Raw genomic sequence first — 20,230 nt, 5'->3', positions numbered from 1 at the left:
TCACATCCGCCTTTTATTTCCTGAATGCAAGCTCATTCCATCTCAGCTCATTCTTGAAGTTGCGGATGGTTGTATCCTTGTCAATGTAGACAGCTTCGATTCCCATTGCTGCTGCCCAGTCACCCATCTGTTCAGCAGTCAGGTCATAGGAAAATGCAGTATGATGAGCGCCTCCTGCGAGGATCCATGCCTCCGCTCCTGTTGCCAGATCCGGCTGCGGAGTCCAGAATGCACTTCCTACCGGAAGTTTCGGCATCGGTTTCTCTGTCTTCTTGCACTCAACATCATTGATGATCAGACGGAATCTGTCACCAAGATCGATCAGAGAAGTTGCAATCGCCGATCCTGTCTTGGATGTAAATACAAGTCTTGCCGGGTCTTCTCTGTCACCCATGGAAAGCGGGCATACTTTGATGCCGATCCTGCCATCCGCGATAGTCGGGCAGACTTCCAGCATATGTGACTGAAGAATGCCTTCCTTACCCGGAACAAGATTGTATGTATAATCTTCCATGAAAGAAGTTCCCTTCGCATCCTTCACGCCTGCAGTCATGATCTTCATCAGACGAACCATTGCTGCTGTCTTCCAGTCACCTTCTGCGCCAAATCCATATCCCTTCTCCATAAGGCGCTGCATTGCCAGTCCCGGAAGCTGCTGTAAGCCGCCAAGATCGCCGAAATGAGTAACCACTGCCTGATAATTCTTTTCTTCCAGGAATCTCTCAAATCCGATCTCAATTGCTGCCTGTACTGCTACATGACGTTTGAATTCTTCCGGGTCTCTGCCCTCAAGAAGAATGTCATATTTATTATAATATTCTTCGACCAAAACATCAATATCGCCTTTGGAAACATCCTTCACATAATCACATACTTCGTTGACCGGATAAGCGTCAACTTCCCATCCGAATTTAATCTGTGCTTCTACTTTATCGCCCTCGGTAACAGCTACATTTCTCATATTGTCAGCGACACGGCATACACGGATATGGCTGCTTTCCATGATTCCGACTGCGGTACGCATCCAGGATGCCAGTCGCTCCTGAACTTTCTTATCAGCCCAGTGTCCAACGATGACTTTTCTCTCGATTCCCATGCGGGTAACAATATGTCCATACTCTCTTCCACCATGAGCGGACTGGTTTTCATTCATGAAATCCATGTCGATCGTGTCATATGGGATTTCTTCGTTAAACTGTGTGTGCAGATGGCACAGCGGTTTTCTGTATTCTTTCAGACCAAGGATCCAGGATTTTGCCGGTGAGAAGGTGTGCATCCATGTGATCACACCAGCGCATTCTTCGTCGTCATTTGCCTCGTTGAATGTTTTACGGATCAGTTCATTTGTGATCAGTGTCGGTTTCCATACGAGTTCAAATGGAAGAACGCCGGATTTGTTCAGTTCTTCTACGATGATTCTGGAGTGCTCTGCTACTTTTCTTAAACACTCATCTCCATAAAGATCCTGTGAACCTGTGCAAAACCAGAATTTGTAATTTTTACCTGTGATCATGATTCAAAAACCTCCTGTTTTTCTATACTGCTATTTTTGTATACTATCATTCCTGAGTACCCAGGCATATTGTAATCTTTTAAAAACATTCTAATTTTTTAATATTATTTTTTCTTCTTTGCAGATGCCAGTACGGACTGGATCACGATGAAGAAGCAGAGCAGTGCGGAAAGTACGATTCGTACCCACCAGCTTGATAAAGTACCCTGTGCAGTGATCAGACTGGAGATCGTTCCTTTGATCAGTACACCAAACATGGAACCGATCGGAGTTCCAACACCACCGGAAAGAAGTGTTCCACCGATAACGGCTGAGGAGATTGCATCCATCTCAAGACCTTTTGCCTGCTCTACGAAACCGGCACAGCTGTTGAGGCAGAAAAGGAATCCGCCAAGTCCTGCAAGAAAGCCATCCAGTACATAGGCACGGAACATTGTTTTCTTGACATCAAGTCCCATCATCAGGGCACTCTGTCTGTTGCCGCCGATCGCATACAGTTTACGTCCGAATTTGAAATATTTCAGAAGTACTGCGATAATGAGAACTACGATGATTGCGATCACTACTGTCGGCGGGATGTACGCCGGGATAAATTTGCCTTTTTTGTTTGTAGAACCAAACGGCATGTAGAAACGGTAATTTGCCCATTTCAGAAATACTTCGTTTTTGATGGAAATCATCTCAGTACTGATGATTGCTGTCATACCACGTCCAAAGAACATGCCGGCAAGTGTTACGATAAATGGCTGGATTCCCATGTAAGTTACAAGGAAGCCCTGTACGATACCAAAGGCAAGACCGATCAGAAGTGCTGCAAGGACTGCCACATAGGCGCTCACACCTTTATTTTCCATAAGATCTGCCATAACCATGCAGACAAGTGCTGTTACGGAACCAACGGAAATATCAATACCACCGGTGATCATAACGATTGTCAGGCCACAGGAAATAACGAGAAGACCTGCATTGGATACAAAAAGATTCAGAAACATCTGCGGTTTGGCAAAACCTTTGTCTGCAAAGATCACCATACCTGCTGCATACATAACGAAGAACAGAACGATCGTGATCAGCAGCAGAAATCCGGTACTTGTCATTTTCTTTTTCTGTTTCATTATTTCTGACCTCCCTCTGCTGCAACGGAAACTTTTTTGCTTCTGTGATTTGCAACGAATTTCTTAAATACATCACTCTGTAAGGTTACAATGATGATAACAACGATCGCCTTATAAACAGGCAGCTGATCGGCTTTTACATTCATCGCATACAGAGTTGTTGTCAGTGCCTGGATCGTATAAGCTCCAATTACGGAACCGATCAGACTGAATTTACCACCACCAAGGAAGTTACCACCAAGTGCAACTGCCAGGATGGCATCCATCTCAAGGTTCAGACCGATGTTATTTGCATCTGCAGAATAGATACGGCTGGATGCCACCAGTCCGGCGATTCCCGCAAGAACACCACAGATCACATAAGTCAGGAATTTGATCATGGTAGAATTAAGGCCTACCAGACGAGCTGCTTTTCCATTGATACCAACACTTTCAATGTAAAGTCCAAGAGCTGTCTTTTTTAAAATCAAAGCTACAATAACTACAGTTACGATTGCGAAAAGAACCGGTGTCGGAACCGGAGATTTACCAATATATCCACCTGCCATCTGGAAAGATGGTACACGGATGTATGTAATCTGTCCGTTTGTTACGAGCTGTGCAATACCACGGCCGGCCGTATAAAGGATCAGGGTCGCAACCATCGGCTGAATATTGAGCTTTGCTACCAGAAATCCATTGAATGCACCGCACAGTGCAGAAGCAAGAAGTGCTGCGATAACTGCAAGGATAATGGAATTCTGATATGCTGTTACAGAAGATGCACCACCGGATAAGATCTGGCAGCAAACAGCTGCTGCAACTGCCATAACAGCACCGACACTGATATCCTGTCCACCGGATGCTGCGGTAACAAGTGTCATGCCGACTGCAAGGATTACCAGTTCAGAAGCACGATTGATAACGTCAATAACATATCCATAAAGGACACCATTTCGAATTGTAATATTAAAGAAGTCCGGAGTCTTGATCACATTGATCAGAAGTACCGCGATCAGACACACGATAGGAAGAAAAAGTCGCGCGCTCGTGATCTTTTTTAATTTACTGTTGTTCATTTATCGTCACCTCCTGCAATCGCTTTCATGATGTTGCTCTGTGAAAGCTCGCTCTCTTCCAGTTCTCCGACTTTTTCACCATCTCGAAGGACTGCCATTCTGGAACAGGTACGGAGCATTTCTTCTACTTCTGAGGAAATGAAGGTTACTGCCATTCCCTGATCTGCAAGATCCAGAACGATCTTCTGGATTTCTGTCTTGGTTCCGATATCGATACCTCGTGTCGGCTCATCCAGAATCAGATATTCCGGATTTGTCAGAAGCCAGCGACCAAGGATAACTTTCTGCTGGTTACCACCGGAGAGACTCTTGATTGGGGTCTCACGGCTCGCGGTCTTGATCTGCAGCATATCTATATATTTATCAGCTGCTTCTTCCATCTCCTTGCGGCTCATCGGATGGAACATGCCCTTCTTCGCCTGCATTGCAATAATAATATTCTCTCTTACAGAAAGATCTGCAATGATTCCTTCTGCTTTACGGTCTTCCGGAAGATATGCCATACCAAGTTTCATAGCATCCAGAGGGCTGTTGATCTTAGCCTCTTTTCCATTTACTTTCAGTGTTCCGCTGTCTGCCTTGTCCGCACCGTAGATAGAACGAACCAGTTCTGAACGTCCGGAACCAAGGAGTCCGGTGAGTCCGATGACCTCACCTTTGTTGATCTTGAGATCAAACGGTTTGATCGTTCCTTTATGTCCAAGTCCGCTCGCCTCAATAACCGGTGTATCGGAGAAGACTTTTTTATCTTTATGATCTCCCTTGATATCCGCCAGGTCATCAAAGTCTTTACCCATCATCTTGGCAACCAGCATAACTCGTGGAAGATCTTTTGTTTCATATTCTCCTACCAGTTCACCATTTCGAAGTACTGTGATCCTGTCACAGACTGCATACACCTGCTCCAGGAAATGTGTAACAAAAATGATTCCTACCCCTTCCCCACGAAGTCTGCGCATCAGAACAAACAGTTTCTCTACTTCTTCATCATCCAGAGAGGAAGTCGGCTCATCCAGGATCAGAACCTTACATTTCATATCGACTGCACGTGCGATCGCGATCATCTGCTGGATCGCTACAGAACATTCATCCAGCATCTGTGTCGACGGAACATTAATATTCAAGCTTTCCAGAAGCTTCGCAGAACGTGCATTCATTTCTTTCCAGTTGATCATTCCAACCTTGTTTCGCGGCTCACGGCCGATAAACAGGTTTTCCGCAACAGTCAGGTTCGGGCAGAGGTTTACTTCCTGGTAAACCGTACTGATTCCATTTGCCTGTGCCTCCTGTGGAGAATGATTGATAATATCTTTATTTTCACCATTCATATGAATGGAACCGCTTTCGAATTCATGTACACCGGTCAGAACTTTGATCAGTGTTGATTTTCCGGCTCCGTTTTCTCCCATCAGTGCATGGATCTCGCCTTTGCGAAGTGTAAAATCCACATGGGAAAGGGCACGGACACCGGTGAAATTTTTACTTATATCACGCATTTCCAAAACAACGTTTTGTTCCATTTTCTTTCCTCCATTCCCTGTTTTATTCCATTTTTTCCTTTATTTTGCCTGTTTTTGAGCGCAAAAGGGGCGTGGCCCATAAAATCCGTCTGATCTGGATCCTGTTCCACGCCCCGGGCTCATTACTTATAACTATGCTTCAGTTTAATTTCAAGTTATTCAAGATTAGTATGCACGTCCGTCGATGATTTCCTGAGTGATCGGTGTGATGTCATAATCTGTTCCATCGATTGTAACTTTTGTTACTGTATCATCAGCTGCAAATGCAACTTCGTCTACATATGCCTGTTTGTCAACATCTTCGCCGGCTTCCAGTTTCTGGATGATTTCTTCTACACGTGGTCCGTGGAGTGGGTTACACTCTGTATCACATGTGATTTCTCCGGAAAGTGTCTGTGTAAGACCTGCGTTTGTGGTATCGAAGGACATTACAAGGATCTGGCCTTCTTCGCCGCCTACTTCATATCCTGCTGCTTTGATCGCATCGATTGCACCAAATGCTTCGTTATCGTTCTCGCAGTATACAACGTCGATATCGTCACCGCTCTGTTTCAGGATAGATTCCATAACTTCCTGTCCTTTAGCCTGTGTGAATTCACCGGACTGCTGAGCAAGTGTTGTCCAGTTGTCATGAGCTTCTACAGCTTCATCAAATCCTTCGGTACGTCCGATCTGAGCAGATGCTCCGATGGTTCCCTGGATATCAACAAGATTGATTTCTTCGTCGCCACGGCCTTTTGCTTCAAGGTATGCATCCAGCCATGCCATTGCTTTCTGACCTTCCAGTTTGAAGTTTGATCCTACCCATGCGGTGTAGAGACTGTCGTCAGATACATCTACCATACGGTCAACGATGATAACCGGAATTCCTGCGTCTTTTGCTTCCTGAAGTACTGTATCCCAACCAGTCTCAGTTACAGGTGCAAGTACGATATAGTCAACTTCCTGCTGGATAAAGTTACGGATCGCTGTCAGCTGATTTTCCTGTTTCTGCTGAGCATCATCAAAGATCAGCTCATATCCGTTATCTGTTGAGAAAGTAGCTTTCATGGATTCTGTGTTTGCAGTACGCCAGTCAGATTCTGCACCTACCTGTGAGAAACCAACTGTAATAGTGTCATCGTCCGCTGCCATAACGTTCACTGCGGAAAGTCCTGCTAACATAGATACTGCCAAGAGTGCGGTCACCATTTTTTTCTTCATTTTGTAATCCTCCCTTTACATTTGTTTCGTGTTTTTTAAGATGGTTTTATTATAGCAATTTGATACGAAAACTCCATGGATTATTTTCGGAAAAAAGTTCAGTCTTTTATCTATCTTTCTGTTTTATTTTTAACAGGTTGGATTTTTTACGATTTCGGTTGAATATTTTTTCCAAGTCGTAATTCTACGGTTGTCCCCTCTCCTTCTTCAGAAGAAATCGTCATTCCATAGCCCGGTCCGTAGTACAACGCAATGCGTTCTGCCACGGCAGCCAGTCCAAATCCAGCCCTCTCTCCCGTCCGGATCGCCTCCTGTACCTCATGAAGCCGTTCCGGTGTCATTCCCTGTCCATTATCACTGACAGTAAGAACGATCGCATCCGCTTCTTCCCTTCCGGTTATCGTAATCTTGCCTTTGCCACGACGGTTTTTGATTCCATGATAAAGAGCATTTTCAGCAAGCGGCTGAATGGAAAGCTTCGGCACCTGTATCCCGTCAAGTTCTTTTGGTATGGATAATTCAAACTCCAGAATATCACGATAGCGGAACTGCTGAATCTCCAGATAACTTAAGGTATGTCTCTCCTCTTCTGAAAGAGGAATAATATCATTTCCCTTAGAAAGAGATGTCCGGAAGAAAACAGAAAGGCTGGAGATCATCTCTACCGCATCATCCGTCATACCGCCCTCGATCAGCCATACGATCGTATCCAGTGTATTGTACAGAAAATGCGGATTAACCTGTGCCTGAATCAGCTGCAGCTCTGTCAGATGCTGCATTTCTTTCTCCTGACGGACATTTTCCAGAAGTCCGCTGATTCTGTGTGCCATCTTATTGATTCCCTGATCCAGTTCTTCAATTTCTATAATCTCCGCACTTACCGGAAATACATCAAAATTTCCACGTCCGACTTTTTTTACTTTATCCAGCATTTCCGTTACCGGCCGGATGATTCCACCTGTCAGACGGAACGATCTTCTCATAAGAATTCCCAGCGTTGCAAGAAGAAGTACTGCCATTCCAGAGATCAGTATCTTGACCCGACGGGTAAGACTCGTCTCAACCTTTACGAGATACATGGATTCATTATAGATATAATTCTGCATCTCCTGCATGATCAGCCCCGTAATGATACGAATGTTACTGTCCATAAATTCCATTCGTTTATCATATTCTTTAATCTCCATCAGCTGTAGCATTCGCTTTTTCAGATTATCCAGATACGCATCCAGGCTGTTCAGGCATTTTACCCCACTGGCGTGATACGTATTCTGACGCAGTTTTTCCATAATATTCTGAGCATCTTCTACCTGTCCCACCACATCATCCAGTTCACTGGCTTCTTTGGAACCGATTGCCAGATAATACATTTCCAGATCCAGTTCATCCTTAAAACTCAGATTAAATTTACTGCTGACCGCCAGATTCTCTGACAGTTTATTGTACTGCCCGGCATACTGCCAGAAGATCAGCAGTAAAATAACCAGCAGGCAGGCCATTGGAATCATTGTACTGAACAGAAGCCTGTTCATACGTTTCTCAAGCCCCATCTGCTTTTTTATTTTCTGAGGTGCTCCTTTCATGCTTTTTCCCCCCGTGCCTTACGGTAATCACTCGGAGTCATACCCTGCGTTTTCTTAAAAAGATAACTGAAATAATGTGCATCTTTATATCCGATCTCTCCTGCGATCTCACTGGAACGCATACCTGTACAACGCAGAAGTTCTTTTGCCTTATTCATACGTAAAGCAGTCAGATATTCAATAAATGTCTGTCCCATGTTCTGGCTGAACAGAGCACTGAAATGATTGGAACTGACATTTGCAACATTGGCAACTGTATTTAAGGAAATCTCCTCATCCATATAATGGCTGTCAATAAAATCCACTGCGGTTTTCAAAATGCTGCGGTTTTTGTTTCCGGAATTCTGATCACGGATCTCTATTGCCCCTGAAATCATTTTTTTGGCATAAGCAATCGCACTTTCCATATTCTTTCCGCTCTCTGCAAGCACATCTTCTGTATCTGCCGGTTCCATCTCATTTGTATCGCATCCCAGTCCCTTAAGAAATGAAACAACAGAAAAACGCACATTCAGAATGACATAATTTCGAAATACAAGAGACTCCATCGGTTCCTGCCCGATCGCATAAAAATAATCTTTTACAAAGTTCTCCGTCTCTTCCTGCAGACCATTACTCAGGAATTTCTGAAGGACTGCCGGATTCAGGGCATTCACATCCACTTTCTGCAGATACGCATTATCTTCTGTCTCCGCCTGCCCGCTGTGCTGCTCCATAGCTTCCATCTCATCATAGTAAAGAATATTTTCATCATACAGATATCTCTGTGAAAAAGCTCTTGATGCAGTATGATAACTCTTTTGTATCTGACTTAACCGCTCCACAGGCTGACCGACTGCCAGAAACCATTCCCGTCTTCCTTCCTGCCTGTTCAGAATCTTACTGATCTCGTCCACACATGTCCTTGTATTTTCTTCAATGTTTTCTTTCTGTCCTTTAAGCAATACTCCATAAGCAAAAATATTGCTTCGAAACAACATGGCAGATGAATGGCCTGAAAAAAAGTTTTCCAGAAGTTCCAGCGATTCTGCCTCCCATGAAGAATACTCATCTCGCTGTCCGGAAAAATCTTCCTCACAGTTCATGGTAAAGATCAGAACATTATAAGCTTCTGCCACAATATCCAGACCAAGCTTTTCTGCTCTTTTGTAAACCTCCATCATATCCATGGAACCACGGACCAGTGCTTCAAAGAAATCACGACTGCTGTTTTTCTCATAAGCCTGCATCTCTCTCTGAAACTTCTCAAAATACTCTTTCTGCGTTTTTTCATGTTCATAGCGACTGCGGATCTCGGTAAGTCGTTCGATCAGAGCATTCCTGGTAATTGGTTTCAAAAGATAATCTTCCACTCCAATACTGATTGCCTGCTTTGCATAATTAAAGTCATCATAACCACTTAAAATAACGACTTTTAATTCCGGGATCTCTTTTTTGGCCAGTTTCGCCAATGTCAGCCCATCCATAAACGGCATCTTGATATCCGTGATCAGAAGATCCGGCTTCTGACGGATCAGCAGTGGCAGTGCCATCTCGCCATCTGCCGCCTCACCAACCAGTTCAAACCCCAGATCCTCCCACGGAATCATCCTTTTGATCGTTTCCCGAACGATCACCTCATCTTCTGCCAGAAAAATCTTTAACATCTCTCCACCCCATTCTTTATGTCTCGTATTATCAAGTAAATCTTTATATACTATACCAGTTGTGCTATTTTCAGACAAGTTGGATTTTTGCAAATCATCAGACGCGCCACTGGCGCCTCTTCGATATGCAACGCAAAAATAAGCAGCAAAACGGAAACTTTAACTTTCTCCGTCTTGCTGCTGTAATTCTTCCTCACCGTCTGGGACGAAAACGCACCAGATAAATAATAATCCCTGCAACTACCATGATCGGAATCAGAATTCCAAGTAATACACACAGGATCGCCAGTACAATTACTGCGATCAGGATCGCAAGTACTTTGCCATACCAGGTAGAAAAATCCAGTTTAAATGATTTCGTTCGGACGTGCCTGCTGTCAGAAGTCTGCTCATAGGCAGAATCAGCATCCAGATAGGGGGTATTCTCACCCACCTCTGTGTCCAGAAGTGTCCTCGCGATCAGTCTTGGATCTCCCAGCTCGTTCATTATCTCAGATTCACTGTTGCCTGACTGCATCCTCTCTTCAATATAATTGCGATAATACTGGATATGTGTATTGATCTGACTCTCCGGCATCTGTCCGGAAAGCTGACTACGTAAAATATCAAGAAATTCATTTTTGTCCATAGCATTTCTCCATATACATCGGTAGATATTGTGACTATTTTACCACACATGTACAGTCAGGCAAAGATATTGAAGTATTAAATTTTCATAAAACGGCTTATTTAACGATCATACCAGTCTTTCTGTCACTGAACAGTGCAACTTCAATCAGGAAAATCACACCAAGGATCAGCTGCTGAAGCTGTGTCGGCATCATCAGCATGACCAGACCACTGGAAAGAACTTTGTAAGTCATAACACCAAGTACGATATTGTAAAATTTTACTTTTGCACCACCATTGACAGGCATTCCACCAAGTACCAGAGCGATCATGATCTGTGTCTCAAGCTGATTTCCTGCTGTGGAGGTTACAGATCCAACCTTGATCGCATTTACAAAAGCTGCCAGACCTGTGATACATCCTGCTGCCATAAAGATAAGGATCTTGGTTCGTTCTACGCGGATACCTGCATATCTCGCTGCAGTCTCTCCTGCACCGATCGCTTTGAGTCTGTATCCAAGACCAGTGTATGTAAAGATAAGATATGCGACTATAAAGATGATAACTGTGAAAGTCAGCATAAATGGCAGTGTATTGTATTTGGAAATATCACTTACTGCATAAACCGGAGAATTTGTTGTTGCATAAGCGCAGACTCCACGGAACAGATACATGGTACAGATCGTAACGATAAAACTTGTGATCTTTCTTTTTACATTGAAGTATCCATTGATCAGTCCGATCAGACCGCCGGTTACAATTCCGCCAAGTGCTGCCAGGACCATGTTGTAATGGGACAGCCAGCATACTACGATGGAAGCCACGCCAAGCATGGAGCCCTGTGAAAAATCAAGACCGCCCATGGTCATGACCATAAATACACCGATTGATGAGATCAGAAGCATATAGGACTGGCTGAGAAGCAGTGAAAGGTTTTTCGGCTGAAACAGTCTTCCGTCAGTCAGAACTGCAAATAATACACAGATAATAACAAATCCCGCGATAGGAAGGATCGTACGCACAATGGGACGTTCCAGAAATGGTACTTGTTCAGATGATTTTTTTGTTGTATCCATTTTTTTACCCCCTTAAATCATATTGTCAATCAGATCTGTATCTTTCAGATCCGGAGAGCGGAAAAATTCACCATTGATCTTACCGTCTTTCATGATAAGGATACGGTCAGCCATACCAAGAAGCTCCATGATCTCCTCTGAGATCATAATGATGGATTTTCCATTTTTTCTCATATCGTTCATCATGGCATAGATATCTGCTTTTACCTTGACATCAATACCACGGGTAGGGGAATCAAGGATGATCAGATCTGAATCCTTGCCGACCCAGCGCGCAAGAACAACCTTCTGTTTATTACCACCGGAAAGTGCGGAAACAAACTGGTCAACTCCTGTCATTTTGGTACTCATCTGTTTTGCATATTTGTTGGCAAATTCTTTCATTGCCTTGCCGCGGAGAAATCCGTTTGTCTTGAGGTCTTCCAGGGACGGCAGACAGATGTTGTTTCCGATCGTATCATTGATGACAAGGGATTCATTATCTCTGTCCTTGGATGCATAGGCAATGCTGTGCTTGATCGCATCCGGAATAGAATTGATCGGAGTACCGTCTCCTAAAGTTACCGTTCCCTGACGGAAATAGGATGCACCAAAAAGTGCTTTTCCTACTTCATGCATACCGCATTCAGAAAGTCCGCCGATTCCAAGGATCTCTCCCTTGTGAAGTTCCAGGTTCAGATCTTCGATCTGACCTTTGACAGTAACATTCTTTGCGGAAAGAACAACTTCTTTTGAAATTTCTTCACCATAATCTGTACGATAATAGTTATCACCGATCTCACGTCCAACCATAAGGGCTTTCAGTCTGTCCGGTGTCGCTTCCTGTTTGCCGATAGACCCGATCTTTACACCATCACGGAGAACGCTGATGTTATCAGACTGTTCGATGACTTCTTCCAGGTCATGCGAAATAAAGATCACGCAGTTTCCTGTATCACGCACTCTGTGCATTACTTTGAACAGTTCCTCACGGCCTTTCTGTCCAAGTGCTGTCGTTGTCTCATCAACTACCAGAACCTTCGGGTTGAAATAAGTTGCCTTTACGATCTCAACCAGCTTTCTGTCCTCAAAGTTATAATCGTCAATAACTTTGGTTGCATCAATGTAGTTAAAACCATAGCTGTCCAGATATTCCTGTGCCTGTTTGTTCATGGCCGCAGTGTTTTTGATGCCGTGTTTTGTAAATTTATCTTCATTTCCAAGAAAAATATTTTCTGCTACGGTCAGACCGGAAAGTGTTCCAATCTCCTGTACGATGATCGCAACTCCCTGATGATTTGCCTCTACCTGGTTTGTAGCTGTGATCTCCTTGCCTTCCAGGATAAATTTACCGGAATCCTTCTGATAGATACCTGTCAGACAGGAAGTAAGTGTGGATTTACCGGAACCATTTTCACCGATCAGCGCATGGATCTCGCCTTTTTCGAAGGTAAAGGAAACGTTGTCCAGGGCATGTGTGATGCCAAAATGTTTATCAATATTTTCTGCTCTTAATAATATCTCACCCATAATCGTCCTCCTATTTCACTACAAGACCTTTGACCGGCTTGGTCGTCAGTGCAACGATCAGAAGCAGGGCAGCTCCGGTAACCACATTCTGGATCGTAGTCGGAGCACCAAGTGCAACAAATCCATTGAACATAAGCTGAATGATCATCTCACCAATTACGATTGCCACTACCGGATGACCATATTTCTTAAATGCCAGTCCGAAGAAAGTTCCCATCAGAGGAGTAAAGTTACGGCTCATAGAAGAAAGGTTGGAAGCAGATGTCATGGAAGTACCAAAACTGATCGTCAGGATTGCCTGAAGTCCGAAGAAAAATCCGGCAAGTGTAAATGCCACGATCTTATATTTCGAAACATTTACACCCATGTTCTTTGCAACAACTTCATTGCTTCCGATCGCATAGGTATAAGTACCGATCTTGGTATATTTCAGGATAAATGCACAGAGACAGTATGCGATCAGCGCCAGGATCAGGTTTACCGGATAATCACCAAAAGCTCTGTATTCTGTTGCGAGAATTACGTTCTTTCCGTTCGTCGCATAAACACTCAGTGCTTCATAGATCAGTGAAAGTGCACAGGTAACGATCAGGGAAGAAATATGTAATTTGATATAGACGATTCCGTTGATCAGGCCGATGATCGTACCGCAGATCAGAGGTGCGATGACAAGACCGGCATAGCCGAATTTCACACTTGCATTGCAGGCAATAATAGAGGAAAGTACGATATTTGCACCAACACTCATATCAAAAGGTCCCATAACACAGATAAAATAAAGACCGCAGCCGCCTACTGCATAGATCAGAGCTGATTTCATATAGGTTGCCAGTTTGTCCGGGGATCCGAAGGTAGTCGGTGCAAGTACCTTGAACACTGCCCAGAAAACTACAAGCATAAGTACCAGAATACCAATTCCATAATACTGGTTTTGTTTGAGTTTTTTCATAACCATTCTCCTATTCATTTCTTCGCCCGCCAGAAGCAGGAGGCCAACACTCCTTCCGGTTGGTCTTTTGCTTTTGGCGGGCGCATATTACTGCTTCTTTTTAAATTGCTGCCTTCCGAAAAGAAGGCAGCAGATTTTGGGAGTCGTGTCATTTAGTTGCTGTGACGGGAAATAACGTCGTCGATGGAAAGTGATGTTGCTGCTTTGTTCAGATCATCGAAACTGTATCCGGCCATCTCAACGATTTCTTCATCTGTGTACGGATCATCGTCAACGAAGTATTTCTGATAGTTTTCATAGTCGTCCGGAGAAGATACATACAGGTATGGGAATTCAATCTCATATCCGAAGGAACCTTCGTCCTTTGTATAGTTGCCTTTTACTGCGTTGTAAGTCATAAGGAATGCGAATAACGGGTCACAGAAATGTCCGCCGGACTCTGCAAACATTCCGCCTGATTCAAGCTGTTCTTTCAGGTCATCGAGGAAGTCTGTGGAAACAACATCGATCTTGCCTGTAAGTCCTTCGTTTGCCAGAGCACCGATAGAACCAACCAGCGGGTCACCGCCGCCGCCTGCAACGATCAGGGCGTCCATATCAGGATTGGAGTTATACAGGGAAAGAGCTGCTGCTGCACCTTCTTCAGAAGAAGTATTTGCATATACAGGCTCTGTCATAGTTGCCTGATCATCCGGGTTTGCTTCGTTCCATTCATCAACTGCTTTCTTGTATCCTGTCCATCTCTGCTGGAATGTAGCATCACCAACGGTCCATGCTTCCAGGCCGATGTTTCTGTCGCCGTTTTCAAGAAGCAGATTTACAAGTGTATATCCGTTTGTAACCTCATCTTCGTGTACTGCACCAAGATAGTATGGGGAATTGCATGCTGTCTGGTATACTTCCGGGCTGTTTTCTTCGGAAATGATACGGAAGAACTGTGTCAGATAAACCTGGTTTGCTTCGCATGTCTGGATTGCAGAAGTCATTTCTGAATCAGCGGAGTTACAGATCACGATACCGTCGCATCCTGCTGCACAGAGCTGTTCAACAGAAGCTGTAACCTGCTCTGATACATGTCCCTGGTCTACATACATTACGTTTACATCCAGTGCTGCTGCCGCTTTGTCAATGATCTTTTTGCACTGGCTTCCAAGTACGTCTGTGGAACTCCAGATAGAAACACCAATTGTAATATCATCTCCTGCTGCGTAAGTTGTCACTGCACTTACCGGGACAGAAGCCACCATTGCTGCTGTTGCTGCGATAGCAACCAACTTTTTCATTCTTTTTTTCATCTTGTAAAAACCCTCCTTAAAATTTTTGAGCCAGAGTATGTTTTCGTTCCGTATCCGGCTTCGTTGTGATTTTATTAAAACATACTCTGGCTTTGTTCAGTTAGGACATATTTGGATTTTTTTGTTGCACATTTTTGACCTATTTATACATATTATTGCGGTACTCTCTCGGACTTACTCCTACTTTTTTGCGGAAAACACGGCTGAAATAGTTGTAATCATCATAGCCGACGAGAAAAGAGATCGTCTCCAGTTTCTTCTCTTCATCCTCCATGAGACGGATTGCCTGTTCCATCCGGACTCTGGTAAGACAGGCAATGATGGTCTCTCCGTAAGTCTGGCTGAACATCCTGGAAAGATAGCTCGCATCCATATGATACGCCGCGGCAAGTGCCGTCAATGTGATATTCTCATGGTAAGAAGTGAGTATATACTGACGGATCTGCTCCACTTGGCTTCCGGCAGAATCCGCGCTGTTTTTGTCCGAATTGTTTTCCCACAGACTGTCCAGCAGGATCCTGATCGATGCCATAACGGAAGGTGCATCCAGACATTTCATATAATAATCAATGTCATCCATCGCTTCTTCCGCCTGCGCGGTGAGCTCCGGATGCTGTTCCTGTACATAACGGTAAAGGATCCCCGTGATCCTCCGTACATACTGTTTGACATCAAGGAAAGACCATTCTCCATTGTCGCAGTGCTTAAAATCACAGGTCCGGAAAATCAGTTTTGCTGTCTCACTTTTCTTCCCTGTATTCAAAAGATGGTATACTTCTTCTTCAATTCGATGGGACACTGTTTTTCCTACGGACTGACTGCTTTCCTCCTGCGAACATGCCAGAATACAATGGCTGTGCGTAAAAGGTCGTGTCACCAGAACGGCAACCATATCTCTGTACATACTTCCAATATCATCCAGAGATCCAGTCTGTTCATGAAGGATCACCGAAACAGGACCATACTCAGCCAGCGGAAATTCTTCAAGGATGTTTTCTGCCAGGATTCTGAGCGAGTTGGTTCTATAGGAAGTAAAGATAAGAAATTCACTCATTTTATTGCAGTTATTAAAAATAATAGCCCCGGCGTTGCAGCCGGTCAGATTTCTGAGCCTTGTCTTGATACTTAACGACATCTGCAGATTATCATATTCAAATTTCTCCGCAATCTCCGCAATATTATAAAATTTCACCAGCAGGGCTGCCACACCGGAAAATTCTTTTGTTGAAGAAACGTGCGGCTGTGCTGTGAACTGTCCGTACAGCTTTCCTGACAACAGTGCAGAGTATTCACTGTCCTCGAGAAAAGAGGAAATTTTGTGTTCCTGGATCTGGTTTGTTTCTTTGTGTTTTCGCGCCATCTCCCTTTCTTCCAGGATTCCAAGAGCTTTGGTGAGGATCTTTACAAGTTCCTCTTTTCCTACCGGTTTGAGGATATAGTCCAGTCCTCCTGAGACAAAAACACCTTTTACTTTGTCAAAATCATCATATCCGCTCACCGCAATCGTAATGATCTCCGGATGTTCTGTCTGAAGCTTCTGCAGAAGTTCCAGACCACTCAGAAACGGCATATTGATGTCCGTCAGGATAATATCCGGTTTTTCTTCTTCAATACGTTCCAGTACTTCTTCACCATCACAGGCCGGATCCAGAAATTCAATAGAATAGTCCTCCCATGAGATCAGACTCCGGAGATTTTCCCTGCTCCAGTACTCATCATCCGCTGCCAGTACTTTATATTTCATCTTTTTCACAATGGGCACCTCCTGTTATATTTTCCCCATTCTCTTCCTCACTGGAAACGATCGGAACTGTGATCGTGACCATTGTACCCTCTCCGGCCTGACTTTCGATCCACAGTCCGTATTCCGGTCCAAACAATTGTTTCAATCGTGCATTTACATTCAGGATTCCGATAGAAACGCCTGTCTCCACACGTTTCCGGTCATTTTTCTTCAGAAGTATGTTCATGGCTTCCGCATCCATTCCTGTACCATTATCTGAAATTGTGACCACAAGATTTTCTCCGATATGTTCGGAACGGATCAGAAGTTTCTTGTCTTTTCTCCTGGTATTTCTGAGGCCGTGTGTAAGCGCATTCTCCACCACCGGCTGAAGGCAGATTCTTGGAAGTCTGTCCTTCAGTGTTGCATTGTCGATCTGATATTCATATGCCACCGAAGATCCGTTCCGTACATCCATGACATAAAGATAATTACGGACATGATCCATCTCATTCTGAATGGTAGAAAGTTCATCCGTCATATTCAGGCTGTAGCGGAAAATCGCTGACAGGGAATGACAGAGCCCGCTTACAAGAGGACAGTTCTGTGCATTCGCAATCCCACTCATGGTATTTAATGTGTTATACAGAAAGTGTGGGTTGATCTGTGCCTGAAACATTTTGAACTCTGTTCGCTCCACCAGCATCTTATTCTGGAGTTCTTCTTCTGCCATCGCCTGGATACGGTCCAGCATTTCGTTAAATTCTGTTCCAAGTACTGTCAGTTCTTCTGACCATCCGACCGGACTTACACGCAGAGATGACTCTCCGTTTTTGATACGGACAATGGTGTTTCTCATTTCTTCTACCGGTTTTGTCATCCATCTGGACAGCATAAATACAAGCAGAACGATTGCACCGATCATACCTGCCATAATGATCAGAAGTGTCCGTATCAGCGATTTCTGTGTTGCTGTCAAAAGAGACTGCGATACCAGGACAAATGCTTCCAGATTATAATCTTCCTGCGAAACCTGTATCAGGTAATTTCCATCATATTCCTGTTCAAGCTGATCAGAGTTGTAATAATTTTCGACCACCTTTGCAAGCTGTTTCTGGATTCTTTTCTGCGATACAGAAGCCTGTCCTGTTTTTGCTATCACCTGGTCACCTACAGGCTGCAGCCACAGACAGACCTGTTCTACATCAACATACTTGGACATGATCGACGTGAATGCAGAACTATTGATATCACATACCAGATATCCGATATTTTCTCTTTCCTCATCATAATTATGGAGTTTCAGCACCAGACGGACCACACTTCGTTTTGCAACGGGATTGTAATAGCCGGAAATCATAAAGTCTGTCCGTTTATCATGTACATAATCATAGAGTCTTTCTGTGTTGGAATCATACTCCGTCTGATACAGATCTCTTGGAAAAGAAGACGCATTATATCGGTAGGCACTGACAACTTTGTCCTGTGTATCGTACAGATACAGTGCAAGAAGCTGATCTTCTTTCGTAAAACGCTTTCTGGCAAAATACCAGCTTCTCCAGTAATAATCCTTGAGGCTGGTTCCTTCTTCTGCCGCCGACCGAAGATCACTGATCAGATCCTGCTCACTGTAGATCGTCAGCATTTCGGTACGTACATTATGGATAAAAGACGCGATGTCTGTCTGCATCTTGTTGAGCGAGATCTCATGATCCGAAATACTCTCCGCCCGGATCTGCCGCCTGAGTGTCTGATGAAATAAAAAAGTCTGCAAAAGAAGCGCAAATACCACACTCGTAATACAAAAGACAAGCAATGCATTACGCATGGTAAATTTTTTATGATTCATATATATTTCCTTTTCATACAAATTAGGTGTGATTTTCGTAACTGTTCAGTGCCCTCGCGGGATACTACCTGCTGAATAGTTACTGATTTTTTTAATTCTTTTATTATCCATAATTATAAGCATGGCATTTTTTCAGGTAAATACAGATTCTTATGAATAAAGTTGGTTTTTTTATTTTAACCCCCAAAATAAAATCAGACTTTCAACCAGTATCTTTTATCTGATACTGACTGAAAGTCCGATCCTGTGTTTTTTATTTTCTCAATGCTTATATGCGTAATTCAGAAGTGTTCTGGAATCTCTCCAGCGTGCATTGGACGTCGGGCCGCCCAGAACAACCGATATGTATGTATTTCCCCGTTGCGAACGACACAGACCTACAAAACAATACCCGGCCTTATTGGTATATCCGGTCTTCATTCCGATCACACCTGGCGTATTGCCAAGGAGTTCATTTGTAGTACTTACAGAAAAGCGCCGACGTGTATTGATACTTCTGAAGGAATAACTCTTTGTATTGACAATTTTCTGAAAGGCAGGTTTCTCAATCGCATAACTGGCGATTTTTGCAAGATCCGATGCTGTTGTGTAGTGATCATATCCGGCATCCAGACCATTTGGCGTTGCAAAATGCGTATTGGTACAGCCAAGTGCTGTCGCTTTCTGATTCATGAGACTGACAAATTTATTCTGCGAACCGCTTATATGCTCCGCAATCGCTGTCGCCGTATCGTTATGTGAGGGAATCATTAGCGAGTAAAGAAGATCCTTCATATAAAATTTTTCTCCCTTTCTGGCATATAACTTTGTCGCTTCCATGGAGACTGCCCTGGAAGAAAATTTCACGACCTCATTCATCTTGCTGTTCTCAAGAGCAAGAATGCAGGTCATGATCTTGGTCGTGCTGGCATTTGCATGTCGGAGATTTTCGTTTTTGGCATACAATACCTTACCTGTATCCGCATTGATAAGGATCGCACAGTCTGAAGTCAGATTATAATTCAGACCAGAATGATTCAAAGAACCATCATTCGCAAAATAATAGGTTGTTTTGTTGATTGTCTTTTTCCCGGTATACGCTTTTCCGGTGGAATCAAAATAGTATCTCTTACCCGAGGGAAATGTGTACCAGCAACCGGTAACAAGAGGTCCTGTTTTTTTTGCATAATAATAACCGTTCTTGTATCGGAACAGACGGTTTTTATACAGGTAGCACTGTGAACGGGTTCCAAAATAATACTTCTTACCGTTGATCGTATGCATTCCATACCAGGCTTTTCCTGTACTGTCAAAGTAATAATGCTTGCCCTTGATGCGCAGATATTTATTTTTGCAGTACTTCTTATTCGCACAGCGGTAATACAGTCTGTTATTCCTGCTGACAATCTTTCCGGCCGGAGCAGCCTGCAGCTTTGGAAATGAGCTTGCTGCAGATGCAACAGTACCTCCACCTGCCAGAGAAATAAACAAGACAGCCAGAACCAAAAACAGTAGGTTTCGTTTCTTTTTCATCTGATCCTTCCCCCTGATATGACAATATCTGCCAAAATTCTAGCATGAAACCTTCTGGTTTTCCAGCCTG

The 20,230-nt window shown here is 43.7% G+C and carries 15 protein-coding genes; all 15 read right to left on the bottom strand.

From position 1 onward, the window contains the following. Positions 1-13 precede the first annotated feature (13 nt). Positions 14-1,513: an L-arabinose isomerase gene (gene araA / locus KQI91_RS07135; RefSeq protein ID WP_216392165.1), complete on the bottom strand. Its 1,500-nt coding sequence runs from the start codon at positions 1,511-1,513 to the stop codon at positions 14-16. A gap of 104 nt (positions 1,514-1,617) precedes the next feature. Beyond that, positions 1,618-2,628, bottom strand: coding sequence for an ABC transporter permease subunit (locus KQI91_RS07130; RefSeq protein WP_216392164.1), 1,011 nt, complete (start codon positions 2,626-2,628; stop codon positions 1,618-1,620). Further along, positions 2,628-3,686 carry an ABC transporter permease gene (locus tag KQI91_RS07125; protein WP_216392163.1) on the bottom strand — a complete coding sequence of 353 codons (1,059 nt, stop codon included), beginning with the start codon at positions 3,684-3,686 and terminating at the stop codon, positions 2,628-2,630. Before KQI91_RS07125 ends, KQI91_RS07130 begins: the two co-directional genes overlap by 1 nt. Continuing rightward, complete coding sequence (locus tag KQI91_RS07120; protein WP_216392162.1) at positions 3,683-5,206, bottom strand: sugar ABC transporter ATP-binding protein; 1,524 nt, start codon at positions 5,204-5,206, stop codon at positions 3,683-3,685. The genes KQI91_RS07125 and KQI91_RS07120 overlap by 4 nt, the downstream gene beginning before the upstream one ends. A 165-nt stretch (positions 5,207-5,371) precedes the next feature. After that, a complete protein-coding gene (locus tag KQI91_RS07115; RefSeq protein ID WP_216392161.1) occupies positions 5,372-6,409 on the bottom strand; it encodes an ABC transporter substrate-binding protein in 1,038 nt (345 codons plus the stop codon). A 146-nt stretch (positions 6,410-6,555) separates the two neighbouring features. After that, entirely contained in the window at positions 6,556-7,992 is a 1,437-nt protein-coding gene (locus KQI91_RS07110) for a sensor histidine kinase (RefSeq protein ID WP_216392160.1), read from the bottom strand. Then, positions 7,989-9,638: a response regulator gene (locus tag KQI91_RS07105; RefSeq protein WP_216392159.1), complete on the bottom strand. Its 1,650-nt coding sequence runs from the start codon at positions 9,636-9,638 to the stop codon at positions 7,989-7,991. The genes KQI91_RS07110 and KQI91_RS07105 overlap by 4 nt, the downstream gene beginning before the upstream one ends. 193 nt (positions 9,639-9,831) lie before the next feature. Then, the gene (locus KQI91_RS07100) at positions 9,832-10,266 is read right to left on the bottom strand and encodes a DUF1700 domain-containing protein (RefSeq protein WP_216392158.1); all 435 of its coding nucleotides are present in this window, start codon (positions 10,264-10,266) and stop codon (positions 9,832-9,834) included. Positions 10,267-10,363: 97 nt separating this feature from the next. Then, positions 10,364-11,323 carry an ABC transporter permease gene (locus KQI91_RS07095; RefSeq protein ID WP_216392157.1) on the bottom strand — a complete coding sequence of 320 codons (960 nt, stop codon included), beginning with the start codon at positions 11,321-11,323 and terminating at the stop codon, positions 10,364-10,366. A gap of 12 nt (positions 11,324-11,335) precedes the next feature. Continuing rightward, a complete protein-coding gene (locus tag KQI91_RS07090; protein WP_216392156.1) occupies positions 11,336-12,832 on the bottom strand; it encodes a sugar ABC transporter ATP-binding protein in 1,497 nt (498 codons plus the stop codon). A 10-nt stretch (positions 12,833-12,842) separates the two neighbouring features. Beyond that, positions 12,843-13,781 (bottom strand): ABC transporter permease, encoded by a 939-nt coding sequence (locus KQI91_RS07085; protein ID WP_216392155.1) that lies wholly within the window; start codon positions 13,779-13,781, stop codon positions 12,843-12,845. 152 nt (positions 13,782-13,933) lie between these two features. After that, positions 13,934-15,076: a sugar ABC transporter substrate-binding protein gene (locus KQI91_RS07080; RefSeq protein WP_216392154.1), complete on the bottom strand. Its 1,143-nt coding sequence runs from the start codon at positions 15,074-15,076 to the stop codon at positions 13,934-13,936. Positions 15,077-15,215: 139 nt separating this feature from the next. Next, positions 15,216-16,820: a response regulator transcription factor gene (locus KQI91_RS07075; protein ID WP_253288434.1), complete on the bottom strand. Its 1,605-nt coding sequence runs from the start codon at positions 16,818-16,820 to the stop codon at positions 15,216-15,218. Next, the gene (locus tag KQI91_RS07070) at positions 16,810-18,648 is read right to left on the bottom strand and encodes a cache domain-containing sensor histidine kinase (RefSeq protein WP_216392152.1); all 1,839 of its coding nucleotides are present in this window, start codon (positions 18,646-18,648) and stop codon (positions 16,810-16,812) included. Before KQI91_RS07070 ends, KQI91_RS07075 begins: the two co-directional genes overlap by 11 nt. A gap of 261 nt (positions 18,649-18,909) precedes the next feature. Beyond that, on the bottom strand, positions 18,910-20,160 hold the full coding sequence (locus KQI91_RS07065; protein WP_216392151.1) for a serine hydrolase: 1,251 nt from the start codon (positions 20,158-20,160) through the stop codon (positions 18,910-18,912). Between the last annotated feature and the right edge of the window lie 70 nt (positions 20,161-20,230).

The organism is Blautia sp. MSJ-19, assembly GCF_018918125.1.
Lineage (GTDB): Bacteria > Bacillota > Clostridia > Lachnospirales > Lachnospiraceae > Blautia_A.
This window is presented reverse-complemented; position numbering and strand designations above follow the sequence as displayed.

Coding starts and splice junctions, on each gene's coding strand:
- KQI91_RS07100 (WP_216392158.1), bottom strand. CDS start 10,266: ATGGACAAAAATGAATTTCTTGATATTTTACGTAGTCAGCTTTCCGGA.
- KQI91_RS07085 (WP_216392155.1), bottom strand. CDS start 13,781: ATGAAAAAACTCAAACAAAACCAGTATTATGGAATTGGTATTCTGGTA.
- KQI91_RS07110 (WP_216392160.1), bottom strand. CDS start 7,992: ATGAAAGGAGCACCTCAGAAAATAAAAAAGCAGATGGGGCTTGAGAAA.
- KQI91_RS07070 (WP_216392152.1), bottom strand. CDS start 18,648: ATGAATCATAAAAAATTTACCATGCGTAATGCATTGCTTGTCTTTTGT.
- KQI91_RS07130 (WP_216392164.1), bottom strand. CDS start 2,628: ATGAAACAGAAAAAGAAAATGACAAGTACCGGATTTCTGCTGCTGATC.
- KQI91_RS07115 (WP_216392161.1), bottom strand. CDS start 6,409: ATGAAGAAAAAAATGGTGACCGCACTCTTGGCAGTATCTATGTTAGCA.
- KQI91_RS07065 (WP_216392151.1), bottom strand. CDS start 20,160: ATGAAAAAGAAACGAAACCTACTGTTTTTGGTTCTGGCTGTCTTGTTT.
- KQI91_RS07125 (WP_216392163.1), bottom strand. CDS start 3,686: ATGAACAACAGTAAATTAAAAAAGATCACGAGCGCGCGACTTTTTCTT.
- araA (WP_216392165.1), bottom strand. CDS start 1,513: ATGATCACAGGTAAAAATTACAAATTCTGGTTTTGCACAGGTTCACAG.
- KQI91_RS07090 (WP_216392156.1), bottom strand. CDS start 12,832: ATGGGTGAGATATTATTAAGAGCAGAAAATATTGATAAACATTTTGGC.
- KQI91_RS07075 (WP_253288434.1), bottom strand. CDS start 16,820: ATGAAATATAAAGTACTGGCAGCGGATGATGAGTACTGGAGCAGGGAA.
- KQI91_RS07120 (WP_216392162.1), bottom strand. CDS start 5,206: ATGGAACAAAACGTTGTTTTGGAAATGCGTGATATAAGTAAAAATTTC.
- KQI91_RS07095 (WP_216392157.1), bottom strand. CDS start 11,323: ATGGATACAACAAAAAAATCATCTGAACAAGTACCATTTCTGGAACGT.
- KQI91_RS07105 (WP_216392159.1), bottom strand. CDS start 9,638: ATGTTAAAGATTTTTCTGGCAGAAGATGAGGTGATCGTTCGGGAAACG.
- KQI91_RS07080 (WP_216392154.1), bottom strand. CDS start 15,076: ATGAAAAAAAGAATGAAAAAGTTGGTTGCTATCGCAGCAACAGCAGCA.